The organism is Salinicoccus sp. Marseille-QA3875 (assembly GCF_054950095.1).
The window spans coordinates 1,226,131-1,241,694 of sequence record NZ_CM143103.1 but is presented as its reverse complement, the minus strand read 5'-3'; the positions used below and the strand labels follow the sequence as shown (position 1 = coordinate 1,241,694).

Sequence of the window (15,564 nt, the reverse complement as noted above, 5' to 3'; positions counted from 1 at the left end):
ATGTAAATTTTGTTATAATAATATATCATACTGTGAAAGAGCGTAATAATGATGAAAAAGCGATTTAGAATAAAAAAAGAACAGGATTTCAAGCTTGTTTTCAAAAAAGGGAAATCATATGCCAACAGGCAGTTTGTAGTTTATTTGAGTGACCATCCTGATGTTACACATTTGAGACTGGGTATCAGTGTATCGAAGCGGCTGGGTAATGCAGTGATGCGCAATAAGATCAAACGGCGCATCAGAGCATTTTTCCAACAGCATAAAGACAGTTTAAAATCACATGAATATATTGTGATCGCTAGAAACCCTGTCAGCACGATGGACTATCATCAGATTGAAAAGTCATTATTACACGTGTTAAAAATAGCAAAATGTATAAAATGACGCGGAGGTACTTTAAATGTACAAAAATTACAAAGCAGAAACTGTAGATCAGGCAATTGCACTCGGACTCGAAGAACTGAAAGTAGCGGAAGAAGACATTAAGATTGACGTTCTTGAAGGCGGCTCAAAGGGCTTTTTAGGGCTGGGCAAAAAAGATGCAGAAGTACAGCTCACTGTCATCAACCCGGAATTGAAGACTTATGAAACAATCGATGCATTGATCAACCGTGATCAGCCGGACGAAGAAAAATCCATGGTCGATGAAGTACTTGAAGAAAGAGATGCAGAAGAAGAGACCGCACAACCGGAGGCGGCAAAAAGTACCGAACCGATAGATGAAAATAAAACACCGGCTAGAGCGGAGGAAGAAGGGCCTGCAGAAGAACCCGGTGCAGCTGTACAGCATGAAGAGGATGAAAGTGGGAAGACTGAAGATGGTATGACATTTGAGGAGGCAATCTCGGAAACTTCAGATTATCTCCATAATGTCATTACTGATATGAATATCGATAATACTGCCACTTACGAAGTGGAAAATAATACGGGGCACATCGAACTCGAGTCCGATCTTGCAGCAAAGCTGATCGGTAAACGCGGACAGACTTTGAACGCGCTTCAGGAAATCGGGCAGAACTACTTGAATACGATATATAGAAGTTACGGTGTCATCGTCCTGGATATAGAGAATTACCGCGATAAACGCCGCCAGACTTTGGAAAATCTGGCTGTAAATATGTCGAAAAAAGCAATTAGGACGGAACAGCCGGTAAAACTTGAACCGATGCCTTCATTTGAAAGAAAAATCATGCATAATGTGTTAAGTGATCTGGAAAATATCAGTACACATTCTGAAGGTAGCGAACCAAACCGTTATCTTGTCATTGAAAAGAAATAAAGGAGTTATACCATCATGCAATTAGAAACAATTTCCAGTATCTCCACTCCTGTCGGGGAAGGGGCAATTGCCATTGTGCGATTATCCGGGATAGGTGCGTTAGAAATTGCCGACAAGTTATATCGTGGGAAAAAGACGCTCGATGAAGTGGATTCCCACACGATCAACTACGGGCATATCATCGATCCGGATACAGATGAAGTAGTAGAAGAAGTGATGGCGGCTGTGATGCGTGCACCGAAGACCTATACACGTGAAGATATTGTAGAAATTAATTGTCATGGCGGCATCAACACCATCAATCGTATTTTGCAATTGACATTAAAACACGGCGCGCGCATGGCAGAGCCGGGCGAGTTTACGAAACGCGCATTTTTAAACGGCCGTATCGACTTGTCACAGGCAGAAGGTGTCATGGATTTCATCCGTTCGAAAACGGACGAAGCATCCAAAGTGGCGAGCGGCCAGATGCAGGGCCGTCTGAAAGTATATGTAGAAAGTTTAAGACAGAGCATCCTGAACATCCTCGCACAGGTCGAGGTGAACATCGATTATCCGGAATATGATGATGTAGAAGAAGCGACGACGGAATTTTTATTGGAAGAAGCAGAGAAAGTCAAAATAGAGATAGAAAAACTGCTCAAATCGAGCAGCCAGGGCCGGATTATGCGTGAAGGGTTGAGCACCGTAATCGTCGGTAAGCCGAACGTGGGCAAAAGTTCGCTGCTCAATTATCTGATCCAGGATAATAAAGCGATCGTCACTGATGTTGCGGGAACGACCCGTGATATTTTAGAGGAATATGTCAACGTCAACGGCATTCCGCTGAAACTGGTGGATACTGCAGGCATCCGGGATACGGATGACATCGTTGAGAAAATCGGTGTGGAAAGAAGCCGCCAGGCGCTGACAGAGGCGGAACTGATTCTTTATGTGCTCAGCAATGATGAGCCGCTGACATCCGAAGATATTGAACTCCTCGATTCAGTCAAAGATGAAAATGTCATCGCCATCATCAACAAACTGGATCTGGACAGCGAGCTTGATATCGCTGAACTGGAAGACCGCTATGATTTCCCGATCGTCAAAACGTCAATTACGGAAGGTACCGGTGTGGATGATCTTGAAGACAGGATTGCCGAGCTCTTTTTCGGCGGTCAGGTTTCAAGCGCCGACTCGACATACCTTTCAAACAACCGCCATATCAGCTTGTTGGAACAGTCAAACAGTGCAATCAGCGATGCGATCGAATCCGCAGACATGGATGTGCCGATCGACATCGTTCAGATAGATTTAGTGAAAACATGGGAACTGCTCGGTGAAGTCATCGGTGAAGATGTAAGTGAACAGCTCATCGATCAGCTGTTCAGCCAGTTCTGTTTAGGAAAATAATAATAGGAGGAAAATTATGAACGCACAAAATTATGATGTTGTTGTCATCGGTGCCGGGCATGCAGGTGTCGAAGCGGGACTTGCTGCAAGCCGTAAAGGATTGAAGACACTGATGCTGACAATCAATTTGGATAACATCGCATTCATGCCGTGCAATCCGTCAGTCGGCGGACCCGCCAAAGGCATCGTAGTCCGTGAAGTGGACGCACTCGGCGGCGAAATGGCCAAAGTGACGGATAAGACACATATTCAGATGCGCATGTTGAATACAGGTAAAGGACCGGCAGTCCGTGCACTTCGTGCACAGTCTGACAAGGTGCTTTACCAGCAGGAAATGAAAAGCATTTTGGAGCAGGAAGAGAATCTGGATATATTACAGGGTATGGTGGACGAACTGATCATCGAAGATGATGTCGTCAAAGGTGTCAAAACGAATATTGGTGTCGTCTATAATGCGAAATCAGTCATTATTACCACCGGTACATTTTTACGCGGTGAAATTGTGCTCGGCCCGCTGAAATACTCAAGCGGTCCAAACCATCAGATGCCGTCAATCGCTTTAGCCGACCAGATCAGAGATCTCGGTTTTGACATCGTCAGATTCAAGACCGGTACACCGCCGCGTGTCAACTCCGATTCCATCGACTACTCAAAAACTGAAATACAGCCGGGGGACGATGTTCCGCGCGCATTCAGTTATGAAACGACTGATTTTATAATGGATCAGCTGCCTTGCTGGCTGACTTATACTTCAGATCATACACATGAAATCATCAATGAGAATCTTCACCTGTCCCCGATGTATTCGGGTATGAAGATGGGTACAGGTCCAAGATACTGCCCGTCAATCGAAGATAAAATTGTACGTTTCAATGACAAGCCGCGCCATCAGATTTTCCTTGAGCCGGAGGGACGCGGCACGAAAGAAGTCTATGTACAGGGTCTGTCTACCAGTCTGCCGGAAGATGTCCAGCGTGAAATGCTGTCATCGATACCGGGGCTTGAAAATGCGCGTATGATGCGTGCAGGCTATGCAATCGAATATGATGCACTGGACCCGACACAGCTTTGGCCGACACTTGAAACTAAAAAGATCGGGAATTTATTTACCGCCGGCCAGATCAACGGTACGAGCGGTTACGAAGAAGCGGCAGGACAAGGTATAGTTGCAGGGATTAACGCTGCAAATAAAATACTCGGCATGGAGCCGCTGATCTTGAGCCGTGCGGATGCATATATCGGTGTACTGATTGACGATCTGATCACAAAAGGTACGAATGAACCGTACCGTCTTCTGACTTCCCGTGCAGAACACCGTCTGCTGCTCCGACATGACAATGCGGATATGAGACTGACGGATATCGGCTATGAAAACGGTCTAATCTCTGAAGAGCGCTATGACAAGTTCAATCACAAGAGGGATACAGTCAATGCTGAGATTGACCGTCTGTCAAAAGTCCGCATCAAACCGAACGGGCATACTCAGGAAGTCATCGAAAAACGCGGAGGAACGCCGCTGAAAGACGGTATTCTTGCTCTCGATCTTCTCAGACGTCCCGAGATGGACTACATGTCCATACTGGAAATTCTAAATGAAGAAGTACAACTGGATCAGCTTGAGTATGAGCAGATTGAAATCCAGACGAAATACGAAGGCTATATTAAAAAATCATTGATCCAGGTGGATAAGATGAGACGAATGGAGAAAAAGAAAATACCTGAAGACATCGATTACGATGCCATCCATTCACTCGCAACCGAAGCACGCGATAAACTGAAGAAAGTGAAACCTTTGGATATCGCCCAGGCTTCAAGAATTTCAGGCGTCAACCCGGCAGACGTCTCAATACTTCTTGTCTATATTGAACAAGGCAACGTGAAAAGAGTGGAAGCATGAACCCGCAACAATTCATAGAAGCACTTAAAGAACATGGCATTGAATTGACCGAAGAACAGATCGGCCAGTTCGACAAGTATTACGAGATGCTGGTCCACTGGAATGAAAAGATCAACCTGACAGCGGTGACGGAGAAAGAAGAAGTCTATCTGAAGCATTTTTATGATTCACTGACACCGTTATTCTACACGGACATCCCCGAAGGGACGCGTCTGTGTGACGTCGGCGCCGGGGCGGGATTCCCAAGCATTCCGATGAAGATTGTCAGACCGGATATCAAAGTGACGATCGTCGATTCTCTGAATAAACGGATCAACTTCCTGAATGAACTGACGGCTGAATTATCGCTTGGCGGCATGCATCTTGTGCATGACCGTGCAGAGACTTTCGGACAGCACACGGCAAGGCATATGTTTGATATGGTGACAGCAAGAGCCGTTGCCAATATGAACACTTTGCTGGAACTGTGTCTGCCGCTCGTCCGTACTGGTGGAAGATTCATCGTCCTAAAAGGCAGAAAAGGCCTGGAAGAACTTGAAGACAGTAAGTTTGCACTTGATCTTCTCGGCGGTAAAATTGTGGAGTCACATCAATTCACTCTGCCTGAAGAAGACAGCGACCGTTATATACTTGATATTGAAAAAGTGCGTAAAACACCTAAGAAATATCCCAGAAAACCGGGTACGCCGAACAAATCACCATTAAAGTAAACAAAGAAAGGACGGTGGAACATTGAAAAAACCATTTTCAAAATTATTCAATCTGATAGATAAGAGCAGTGAGGCCAAGCCGGATACGGAAAGCCTGCAGAAGCTGCCGCTTGAAAATATTGTTCCCAACCGTTATCAGCCAAGAACCGTTTTCAATCATGAACGGATTCGTGAACTTGGTGATTCGATTAAAGAACACGGTCTTCTTCAGCCGATCACCGTCCGCCCGATAGAAGAGGGCATGTATGAAATCATCGCCGGAGAAAGACGCTTCCGTGCGATGAAACTTTTAAACTTTGAAAAGACCGAGGCACTGGTGCGTTATTTGACGGACCAGGAAACCGCAGCGGTCGCACTGATAGAAAATATTCAGCGTGAAAATCTTTCCAGCATCGAAGAGGCGCGTGCCTACCAGAAGCTGCTTGAAATGGAAGATATCACTCAGAAAGACCTTGCTCTGAACCTGGGTAAATCCCAGTCGTTCATAGCGAACAAACTGAGACTGCTGAAGCTTTCAGAGAGTGTGATCGAGGCGCTCGGTTCAGGTGAAATCACCGAAAGGCATGCAAGAAGCTTATTGAGCCTTGATGACAGTGAGCAGGGTGAAGTGCTGACGGATATAAAGGAAAAAAAACTGACGGTCAAAGATACAGAAAACCTCGTCAAAAAACGCTCCGATAAAAATGTTGAGCAGATTGACTTCAACAGTGACGTTTCATTTGTCGTCAATGATATAACGAGCCAGGTGGAAAAGCTTAAAGGCAAAGGACATTCGCTCGCTTTTGACAGTACAGACAATGAGGACCATGTCGAAGTATCGATAAAGATCTATAAATAATGCACTCAACTCAAGTTGGGTGCTTTCATATTTTGTGTTACTTCTGCCAATCTGATTGATATAATATATTTATGTGATTTTTAAGTAAGGAGCGAATCTTCATGAAGACTTTTGCCATTGCCAACCAGAAGGGCGGCGTAGGGAAAACGACAACGGCAGTGAATTTGAGTGCTGCTCTGACAGATTACGGTAAAAAGGTGCTGCTCGTCGATATCGATCCGCAGGGAAATGCGACGAGCGGTCTTGGAATCGACAAGAATGATTTGAAGAAATCGATATACGACGTGCTTATAGATGATGAAAGCATCAATGAAGTGGTCCATGAAACAGCCAATATGAATCTGGATATCATTCCGGCGAATATTTCTCTTGCCGGTGCCGAAATTGAACTCGTTTCTGCAATGAGCAGGGAGCTCAGACTGAAGAAGGCATTTGAGAAGTTATCCGGCGACTATGATTATTGCATCATCGACTGCCCGCCGTCCCTCAGCCTTCTGACGATCAATGCCTTCACTGCAGCGGATGGCATACTTATCCCTGTGCAGGCGGAATATTATGCACTTGAAGGACTGAGCCAGCTGATCAACACGATCGAACTGGTCAAACGCCATCTGAATACGGAGCTTTCCATTGAAGGCGTCCTGCTCACAATGCTGGATGCCCGTACGAATCTCGGTTCGCAAGTATCTGAAGAAGTGAGAGAACATTTCAAAGACCAGGTATACGATACGGTGATTCAGAGGAATATCAGATTGGGCGAGGCGCCGAGTTACGGCCAGCCGATCACCGTCTACGACCCGAAATCGCAGGGGGCTGAAAACTATTCGAAGCTGGCCAAAGAGGTGATTGGACGTGACAGGTAAAAAACGGCTCGGCAAAGGTCTGGACGCTTTGTTCAATACCAACACCGAGGAAGAATCGGTGACTGATGTCAAACTGTCGGAAATCCGTAAAAATCCATATCAGCCGAGAGTGGAATTCGATTCTGAAAAACTTGAGGAACTTGCGGATTCAATCGGCACACATGGTGTGCTGCAGCCGATCATTTTAAGAAAATCGGTCAAAGGATACGATATCGTCGTCGGTGAAAGACGCTTCCGCGCATCGAAATTAGCTGAACAGGAAACCATTCCGGCAATCGTCAAAGAGCTGTCGGACGATGATATGATGGAACTTGCAATCATTGAAAATCTGCAGCGCGAAGACTTGAATCCTCTGGAAGAGGCGATGAGCTACAGGCAGCTGATGGAAAAACGTAAACTGACACAGGCTGAAGTCGCAAAAAGACTCGGCAAGTCGAGGCCGTACATCGCCAATATGCTGCGCATACTCAATCTGCCGAATTCAGTAAAAAAACTGATTAATGAAAAGAAACTGTCCGGTGCCCACGGGCGCACACTGCTCAGTCTGAAAGACCCGATTGCACAGGAAGAAGCGGCAAAGAAAGCTGTGTCTGAAAGTATGAGTGTACGGGCACTCGAGCAGTATGTAAGAAGTATGCAGGTGCCGAAAAAGAAAAAGGCACCGAAGGAAAAACCGAACTTCCTTCTTAAACATGAAGGTCATTTAAAAGAGAGATTCGGTACTGCCGTGGAAATAAAAAAGACCCGTAACAAAGGGCAGATTTCATTTGAATTTAAAAACGAAGAAGAATTCAACCGATTGATGAAATTATTTGAAGAATCATAGGAGGCTTGAAATTGGGTTTATCAAGTATATTCAATATCGCCAACGGAGCAGAAGAAACTTTGGGGCTCATAGAGAGTATCGTTGCTGAACTTCAAAATCCGGATTTATGGATTGGTATAGGTACAGATGTATTGTTTGCGATAGTTTTAATCATTATTGCGGGCATCATCGTTAAAGTATTCGACCGTATTATTGAAAATTATTTCACTTTTAAATCAAAGGCGAAGGCGAAGAACGGAAAAGTCAAACATAATGCCAAACGCAGTAAGACACTGATCAACGTTCTGCAGAATGCAGTGAGTATTGTCGTCTGGTTCGTTGTGTTCGTGATGATTCTGGAAACGTTCGGCGTACCTGTCGCAACATTACTCGCCGGGGCCGGGGTCGTCGGTCTGGCCATCGGTTTCGGTGCACAGAGTTTAGTTAAAGACATGTTGACCGGGTTCTTTATTCTACTGGAAAACCAATTTGATACCGGTGACTTTGTCAGAGTCAATACACTTGGAACAACAGTGGCTGAAGGCGAAGTGCTGTCTCTCGGACTCCGCATTTCAAAAATCCAGGGCTTTGAAGGCGAGCTGTACGTCATACCCAACGGGACGATCAGTGAAGTCATCAATTTTTCCAAATACAATTCAATTTCATTCCTTGATATCAACCTGTCTCTGACTGAAGATCTCGATCACGTGGAAGATTTGCTGAACGACTATGCCGAAACGGCGATGGAAGCGGATGACTCGCTTGTAGAGAAGCCGCAGGTCATGGGGCTTAACGATATCGTGAACGGTGAAGCGATCATGAGAGTGATGCTGATTACAAAACCGATGGAACATTTCGGCGCGACAAGACGCAACAGAAAAGCGATCAAGAATCACCTTGCCAGGAATGGCGTGTATATTTCCGTACCATCAATGGATATTCAGGATTTTGACGATTCAGTGAAAAAAGGTGAAGAGTAATGAAAAAAGAATATGAATTAAATGATATAGTTGAAATGAAAAAACAGCATCCGTGCGGCAGCAGTGATTTTCAGATTACACGTATGGGTGCCGACATTAAAATAAAATGCACGGAATGTGCACGTACAATCATGATGACACGGCGCGACTTTGAAAAACGCATGAAACGCATTGTAAAAAACTAATGGTAATTAAAGGAGAAATAACATGGCTTTAACAGCAGGAATTGTTGGCTTACCAAACGTCGGTAAATCCACTTTATTTAATGCAATTACACAAGCAGGTGCAGTTGCTGCAAACTATCCCTTCGCAACAATCGATCCGAACGTCGGTATTGTTGAAGTACCTGACGAGCGTCTGAACAAATTGACAGAACTGGTGGAACCTAAAAAGACTGTTCCGACAGCATTCGAATTTACAGATATCGCAGGTATAGTGAAAGGTGCTTCCAAAGGTGAAGGACTGGGGAATAAATTCCTCGCAAACATCCGTGAAGTGGATGCAATCACACAGGTCGTCCGTGCATTTGACGATGATAACGTGACGCATGTTTCAGGAAATGTGAATCCGATCGAGGATATCGAAGTCATCAATATGGAATTGATTCTCGCAGACCTTGAAAGTGTTGAAAAAAGGCTGCCGAGAGTGGAGAAGATGACAAAGCAGAAAGATAAGGAAGCGATGGCCGAATTCGCTGTGCTGACAAGAATCAAAGAAGGACTGGAAGAAGGACAGCCGGTCCGGGCTTTGGAATTTTCAAAAGAAGAGCAGGATGCAGTAAAGCACTTCCATCTGCTGACTGAAAAGCCGATGTTATATGTGGCAAACGTATCGGAAGATGATCTGATGGATCTGTCATCGAATGAACATCTGACAGCAATCAGGAAATATGCAGAAAATGAAGGTTCTCAGGTGATTGTCATCTCGGCAAAAGTCGAAGAAGAGATTGCTGCACTTGATGATGATGAAACAGAAATGTTTTTAGAAGAGCTCGGCCTTGAAGAGTCTGGACTGGATAAACTGGTCCGTGCTTCATACGACTTGCTCGGCCTTGCGACATACTTCACTGCAGGCGTTCAGGAAGTCCGTGCATGGACATTTAAAAAAGGTATGACAGCCCCTGAATGTGCAGGCATCATCCATACTGATTTCCAAAAAGGATTCATCCGTGCAGAAACGGTTGCCTACGACGATCTTGTCGCAGCAGGCAGTGAACTTAAAGCCAAAGAAGCGGGCAAAGTCCGTCTGGAAGGTAAAGAATATATCATGAAAGATGGCGACGTCGTCCATTTCAGATTCAACGTCTAATAAATTATAGAAGTGTCATCCGATTTGTCGGGTGGCACTATTTTTGTGCAGAAAATGTGTAATAAGAAACTTTCATTGACATTATTTGAATACCCGTTTAAAATATTAAATGAGCATTCAAAAAGAGGTGGGCGTGTTGTCATTTATCCAGGAGCAGAGAAAAGAGCAGATTATAAAAGCCTGTATCGAAGAGTTGGCTGAATCAGGCTATGAAAATATGACTTTTAAAAATATCGCAAAACGTGCAGATATAAATCCAAGTTTAGTGTCCTACCATTTCAAATCCAAAAACATATTGTTATTTGCACTTTTGGAACATATTTTCATTCATAAAATAGAGTACATCCAAAATTCCATTACAAGTGATAAAACAGCCATTGAAAGAATAGAAGAGTATATTAATGCCTCCCTGAATTACCAGAGAAAATTCCGAGTGGAGAACATAGCGCTGATAGAGATCATATTCAATGCCAGAACAGAAGATAACAAAGCATTATATCTGATGGATGAGGATGAGACTGACGGTGTTTATTTAATATTGAATTCAATTATTGAAGAAGGAATAGAAACTAAGCAGTTTACTTCGCGTGTCGACGTTAAAATTTTAACAAGAATCATCAACGGCGCTATCGATGAAATGATTTTTGCCCCGGAAAATGATACGGAAAGTGAAAGATATGGAGAAGAACTGTTCAAAATGGTGGGTCAGTATTTATGTACAGGAGGCAGTCAAAATGAATAGTGAAAAACTAGGACTGAATGGCTTTGAGAAAATTCTCATCGTCATCATTCCGATTTTAACGGCAGGCATTTTCTATTACCTCCCATCCATAGTCGACTGGATTGCAATGCTTCCATTTTTATCGGATAATCAGCTGATCAATTTCATCACGGGTATCGACAGCAGCTGGTTGAACCGCGGGCTTGCGATACTCGGATTTATATCAGGTGTCTTTTTGTCGATTTTTATATTCACAGAAATTTTGAAGATGGAAGTCAATCGGGACCATGTAGTTGTGGATATATTTGATAAAAAATCTGAAATACAGAAGTCGGATATCCAGAGTGTTTTCAAAGAAGGGAAAAAGCTTGTCATCATCGGCAATGATGGGCTTGAGCTTTTAAGGCAGGACACGGATTATTCGACCGTGAAACTTGAAAATACCTTTCAGAAATTTCATTATCCATGGGTCAGCGAAGATCCATATATCGATGAATTTTTCAAATGGACTGCTGGTCACGATGAATTGAGCGACACGGCAAATACGATTCTTTATGAAAGAAGACAGGCCAAAAGGGAGGATGATGAAAAGAAAGTGAAAGATCTTAAGAAAGACCTGATGGAGCTCGGCGTCGTTGTCAAAGATTGCAACAACGCTCAGTTCATCCGTCTGGTCACTCATTAAGTCAGGAGTTTTAATATGTTTGAAGTAAGGACACAGTCAAATCAGAAGAAGAGAGCACTGTCACTCGACCTGGCACGCGGTTCGATGCTGTTTCTCATCATATTGTCGCACGTTCCGCTGATGATGTACTTGAGTGAACCCGGCGTAGTTACTAAAATGGCTCCCGGCAACGCTTTTGAAAGCTTCATCAATATGATGATGGAATTCTTCGTCGATAATCGTGCACGGCCGCTGTTTGCAGTATTGTTCGGTTATGGAGTCATCATGATATACAACAAACAGAGTGAACGCAGGAGCATCGGTGAAGCGAGGCGGCTCATCTTACGCAGATGTATTTATTTAATTCTGTTCGGCATGATTTTAACAGGCGTATTCTGGGGACAGGATATATTGATGGTGTACGGTATCGCGGGAATCATCCTCCTGCCTTTCCTCGGCCGCAGCAATAAGACGCTTCTGATCTGGACGGGAGCGACCACCTTCTTTTATGCAGTATTTGTTTCATTGTTATGGGGCGGCGCTTTATTTGCCATGGATGGTTACAGCGTGCCTGTTGAATTTACCGGGGAAGAGACATATCTCAATACCATCTGGGCACGCCTTTTCAGCATTCCGTTCGTACCGCTGTTCACACATCTGATGTATCCGGTTATTCCCTCTGTACTGATGGGGTTCTGGCTGGGGCAGCTGAATGTCCTGATCAATCCCGGAGAGCATCTGCCATTTTTGAAGAAGTTGATGATCATCACACTTTCGATATCCATCATCGGTGCGATTCCACTGGTGCTGATCAACGATTTAATATTCCCGTCGTACTTTAATGCGGGACTGATATACGGCGTGCACATCATCTCGGGACTATTCGCAGGACTCGGCTACGCGGCGTTATTTGGAATTTTAGGGCATAAGATCAATGCACCGAATAAAATCACCCATGCAATGGCAGCGATGGGCAAACGTTCACTGACATTCTTCGTCCTACACGAAATCCTCATCGTAGTATTCCTGTCACCAATCGCCTTTGATCTCGGCGCACACATCAATATCACGACCGGATTCATATTTGCTGTACTGCTGTGGGCAGTGACGCTGACCATAGCCTATTTCATGGAACAAAATAAAAAGAATGGCCTGCTTGAAATATGGATGAGGAAGTTAACTTATAAAACATGAAAAACTCCAAAACTCTTGGAAGGATGAGGGTTTTGGCTGTGCTGGTGGCACGAGCAGCCTGCGATTGACAATTTCGTGCCACACCCCACATGAAGAGAGTTATAGCGTCGGGGGCTCCATCACCTGTTCCCAGAATTTTAAAAATAAAAATCCTCACTAAATTATTGTAATAAGTCCACATTGCTGATATAATAATTGATTGTGAGTAATGAAAATTATTCCTTGTTAATAACGAGTTGTTATTAGCCGTCAAAGACCATAAGGAGGTGCAGAAGATGAGAGCATATGAAATTTTATATGTCATCCGCCCAAACATTGAAGAGGAAGAAAAAACAGCTTTAGTAGAGCGTTTTGACAACCTGTTGACTACAAACGGTGCGGAAATTGTCGAATCGAAAGAGTGGGGTAAACGTCGTTTAGCTTATGAAATCAATGATTTCACAGATGGATTTTACCAGATCATCAAAGTTAATGATGATGGAACAGCTACTCAAGAATTCGAGCGTCTGGCTAAGATCAGCAATGATATCATTCGTCATATCATTGTCCGTGATGAGCAGGCAGAAGAAAAAGCAAGCAAATAATTTAGTCAAATAATGACATGGAGTTGATTGCATGATAAACCGTGTTGTATTGGTCGGTCGCTTAACACGTGACCCGGAACTTAGAGTCAGTCAGAACAATATATCTGTTACAACTTTCAACCTGGCAGTCAATCGTCCTTTTACAGGACAAAATGGTGAACGTGGTGCGGATTTTATAAACTGTGTCACTTTCCGTAAACAGGCGGAAAATGTGAACCAGTATGTGAAAAAAGGCAGTCTTGTAGGTATTGATGGCAGAATCCAGACCAGAAACTATGAGAACAAAGATGGCCAGAGAGTTTACGTGACCGAGGTTGTATGTGACAGTGTTCAGTTTTTAGAGCCAAAAGGACAACAAGGTAGTAATCAATCTCAAAATAATTATAACTCAGCAGATAATTATACAAGTGCGTACGGTGGAGGTGCTGGCAACCAGTCAACTGGATCCAGACCTGCACAATCATCACCGAGTCCGAGACAGGACAAAACCGAGGAAAACCCATTTGCGAATGCAGATGGCCCGGTAGATATCAGTGATGATGACTTACCGTTTTAAGATTTAACCATAATTAATCAAAGTATAGAAATAATTTCGTATTACGTGTGTGAACTGTGTGTGTAATCAAATAAGCATCTAATGTGTGTGGATGTTTAATATAAAATGTGTGTAAAGCGTCTGAGACTCGGTCACAGGCGCTTTTTTATGTTTTTAATTCCCAGATGTTGTATGTTAGTGTAATCTTAAATAAAAGATATGGTATTCAATCCGGCTGATCAGTCATGAGCCGGACCGGAAGGAGAGTTTCAAATGAAAAGAATGATGTGTAAAGGAAAACTGCACCGTGCAACTGTAACTGAAGCTGATCTTGATTACGTAGGCAGCATTACGATAGATGCGAAATTGATGAAAGAAGCGAATATCCATCCTTACGAGATGGTGCAGATAACAAATCTGAGAAATGCGGCAAGGTGGAAGACTTATGCACTGCCTGCTGAAGCGGAAGGCGGAAAAATCTGTCTGAACGGACCGCCTGCGCACCTGTTTTCAAAAGGTGACCTCGTCATTATTTTAAGCATGGCGGAAATGTCAGAAGAAGAGATTCAGGAGCTGAAACCGAAAGTCGTGTTCATGGATGAGCACAATCAGATTACAAACATCGAAGAGCACGATCTCGCACAGATGATCGCAGACGTTCAAAATGTGGAATAACCGATAAAAAATGGCGGCTTGGGCAATCTCAGACCGTCATTTTTTAGAAATAAGCAGATTAGAATAAAAATAAAAACCGATTCCATTGTAAAATGGAGTCACTAAATTAAAGGGGTGAGTCATTTTGTCTTATCAAAAGATTGTACCGCACTTGTGGTTTGATACTGAAGCAATGGAAGCCGCTGAATTTTACACCAGCCTGTTCCCGGATTCGAGAATGATAAATTCAAATATTTTTGAACAGACGCCGTCCGACGATGCGGAGCAGGTCGACTTCGAAGTGATGGATTATCGTTTTATGGGTATCAGTGCAGGACCTTACGTCACAAAAAATCCCTCCATTTCATTTATGGTCATTTTCTCCAAAGATGAACAGGATGAGTTTCAAAACATCTGGGAAGCACTGACAGAGGGAGGCAAAGTTCTGATGCCGTTTCAGAAATACGACTTCAGCGAACTGTACGGCTGGGCAGAGGATAAATACGGGGTGTCCTGGCAGCTGTACCGGACGGAAGCACCGGCAGAAGAAATCGACAGCCGGATCATACCCGCCATGATGTTCATCAACGATAATCTCGGCAAAGCGGAAGATGCGATGAACTTCTATATGGACATCTTCAATGATTCAAAAACGGACGGAGTTTATTATTACCCGGGAAATATGGAACCGAATATGACGGATCATATCATGCATGGCCAGTTCGAGCTGGAAAATCAGTGTTTTGCATTGATGGATTCGGCTGAAAAACATGAATTCAACTTCAGCGAAGGGGTGTCGCTCCTCGTCAAATGTGAAGACCAGAAAGAAATCGATTATTACTGGGACAAGCTGTCACATGTGCCGGAATCTGAACAGTGCGGCTGGCTGAAGGACAAATATGGTGTATCGTGGCAGATCGTACCTAAAGTGATGGATGAGATGGTGGAGGCGGGCACACCCGAACAGCTGAAACGCGTGACCGCATCCTTTCTGAAGATGAAAAAGTTTGATATTGCCAAATTGGAAGCTGCTTATCATCAATCCTGAGACCGGCTCGATCCAGCGCTGATATCACGTTTTTAAACAGTGATAAAGGGTAACCAATTAATAAATGCCTCGAGAAGGAGTTATGACCC

General features: G+C 43.9%; 18 protein-coding genes. All 18 read left to right on the top strand.

The features are described 5' to 3' along the window. Positions 1 to 51: 51 nt before the first annotated feature. Positions 52 to 387, top strand: a complete 336-nt coding sequence (gene rnpA / locus ACY8DT_RS06360) for a ribonuclease P protein component (RefSeq protein WP_462422232.1) — start codon at positions 52 to 54, stop codon at positions 385 to 387. Positions 388 to 403: 16 nt separating this feature from the next. Further along, complete coding sequence (jag, locus tag ACY8DT_RS06355; RefSeq protein ID WP_462422076.1) at positions 404 to 1,282, top strand: RNA-binding cell elongation regulator Jag/EloR; 879 nt, start codon at positions 404 to 406, stop codon at positions 1,280 to 1,282. Between the two features lie 15 nt (positions 1,283 to 1,297). After that, positions 1,298 to 2,674 (top strand): tRNA uridine-5-carboxymethylaminomethyl(34) synthesis GTPase MnmE, encoded by a 1,377-nt coding sequence (gene mnmE, locus ACY8DT_RS06350; RefSeq protein WP_462422075.1) that lies wholly within the window; start codon positions 1,298 to 1,300, stop codon positions 2,672 to 2,674. 16 nt (positions 2,675 to 2,690) lie between these two features. Then, a complete protein-coding gene (gene mnmG, locus ACY8DT_RS06345) occupies positions 2,691 to 4,571 on the top strand; it encodes a tRNA uridine-5-carboxymethylaminomethyl(34) synthesis enzyme MnmG (protein WP_462422074.1) in 1,881 nt (626 codons plus the stop codon). Further along, entirely contained in the window at positions 4,568 to 5,281 is a 714-nt protein-coding gene (gene rsmG / locus ACY8DT_RS06340) for a 16S rRNA (guanine(527)-N(7))-methyltransferase RsmG (protein WP_462422073.1), read from the top strand. The genes mnmG and rsmG overlap by 4 nt, the downstream gene beginning before the upstream one ends. A gap of 22 nt (positions 5,282 to 5,303) precedes the next feature. Then, the gene (locus ACY8DT_RS06335; RefSeq protein WP_462422072.1) at positions 5,304 to 6,119 is read left to right on the top strand and encodes a ParB/RepB/Spo0J family partition protein; all 816 of its coding nucleotides are present in this window, start codon (positions 5,304 to 5,306) and stop codon (positions 6,117 to 6,119) included. A gap of 101 nt (positions 6,120 to 6,220) precedes the next feature. Next, positions 6,221 to 6,982: a ParA family protein gene (locus tag ACY8DT_RS06330; RefSeq protein ID WP_462422071.1), complete on the top strand. Its 762-nt coding sequence runs from the start codon at positions 6,221 to 6,223 to the stop codon at positions 6,980 to 6,982. Beyond that, entirely contained in the window at positions 6,972 to 7,808 is an 837-nt protein-coding gene (locus ACY8DT_RS06325; RefSeq protein ID WP_462422070.1) for a ParB/RepB/Spo0J family partition protein, read from the top strand. Before ACY8DT_RS06330 ends, ACY8DT_RS06325 begins: the two co-directional genes overlap by 11 nt. 11 nt (positions 7,809 to 7,819) lie before the next feature. After that, a complete protein-coding gene (locus ACY8DT_RS06320; RefSeq protein WP_462422069.1) occupies positions 7,820 to 8,767 on the top strand; it encodes a mechanosensitive ion channel family protein in 948 nt (315 codons plus the stop codon). Beyond that, a complete protein-coding gene (locus tag ACY8DT_RS06315) occupies positions 8,767 to 8,952 on the top strand; it encodes a DUF951 domain-containing protein (RefSeq protein WP_462422068.1) in 186 nt (61 codons plus the stop codon). The genes ACY8DT_RS06320 and ACY8DT_RS06315 overlap by 1 nt, the downstream gene beginning before the upstream one ends. Positions 8,953 to 8,974: 22 nt before the next feature. Beyond that, a complete protein-coding gene (ychF, locus tag ACY8DT_RS06310; protein WP_462422067.1) occupies positions 8,975 to 10,075 on the top strand; it encodes a redox-regulated ATPase YchF in 1,101 nt (366 codons plus the stop codon). 136 nt (positions 10,076 to 10,211) lie between these two features. Further along, on the top strand, positions 10,212 to 10,817 hold the full coding sequence (locus tag ACY8DT_RS06305; RefSeq protein ID WP_462422066.1) for a TetR/AcrR family transcriptional regulator: 606 nt from the start codon (positions 10,212 to 10,214) through the stop codon (positions 10,815 to 10,817). Beyond that, positions 10,810 to 11,481, top strand: coding sequence for a YqeB family protein (locus ACY8DT_RS06300; RefSeq protein ID WP_462422065.1), 672 nt, complete (start codon positions 10,810 to 10,812; stop codon positions 11,479 to 11,481). The genes ACY8DT_RS06305 and ACY8DT_RS06300 overlap by 8 nt, the downstream gene beginning before the upstream one ends. Positions 11,482 to 11,496: 15 nt before the next feature. Further along, positions 11,497 to 12,654: a DUF418 domain-containing protein gene (locus ACY8DT_RS06295; protein ID WP_462422064.1), complete on the top strand. Its 1,158-nt coding sequence runs from the start codon at positions 11,497 to 11,499 to the stop codon at positions 12,652 to 12,654. A 275-nt stretch (positions 12,655 to 12,929) separates the two neighbouring features. Then, the gene (rpsF, locus tag ACY8DT_RS06290) at positions 12,930 to 13,238 is read left to right on the top strand and encodes a 30S ribosomal protein S6 (protein ID WP_462422063.1); all 309 of its coding nucleotides are present in this window, start codon (positions 12,930 to 12,932) and stop codon (positions 13,236 to 13,238) included. Positions 13,239 to 13,269: 31 nt separating this feature from the next. Further along, positions 13,270 to 13,794 carry a single-stranded DNA-binding protein gene (gene ssb / locus ACY8DT_RS06285; protein ID WP_462422062.1) on the top strand — a complete coding sequence of 175 codons (525 nt, stop codon included), beginning with the start codon at positions 13,270 to 13,272 and terminating at the stop codon, positions 13,792 to 13,794. Between the two features lie 252 nt (positions 13,795 to 14,046). Beyond that, positions 14,047 to 14,448 (top strand): aspartate 1-decarboxylase, encoded by a 402-nt coding sequence (panD, locus tag ACY8DT_RS06280; RefSeq protein ID WP_462422061.1) that lies wholly within the window; start codon positions 14,047 to 14,049, stop codon positions 14,446 to 14,448. 124 nt (positions 14,449 to 14,572) lie between these two features. Next, on the top strand, positions 14,573 to 15,475 hold the full coding sequence (locus ACY8DT_RS06275) for a VOC family protein (protein ID WP_462422060.1): 903 nt from the start codon (positions 14,573 to 14,575) through the stop codon (positions 15,473 to 15,475). The last annotated feature ends 89 nt before the right edge of the window (positions 15,476 to 15,564 follow it).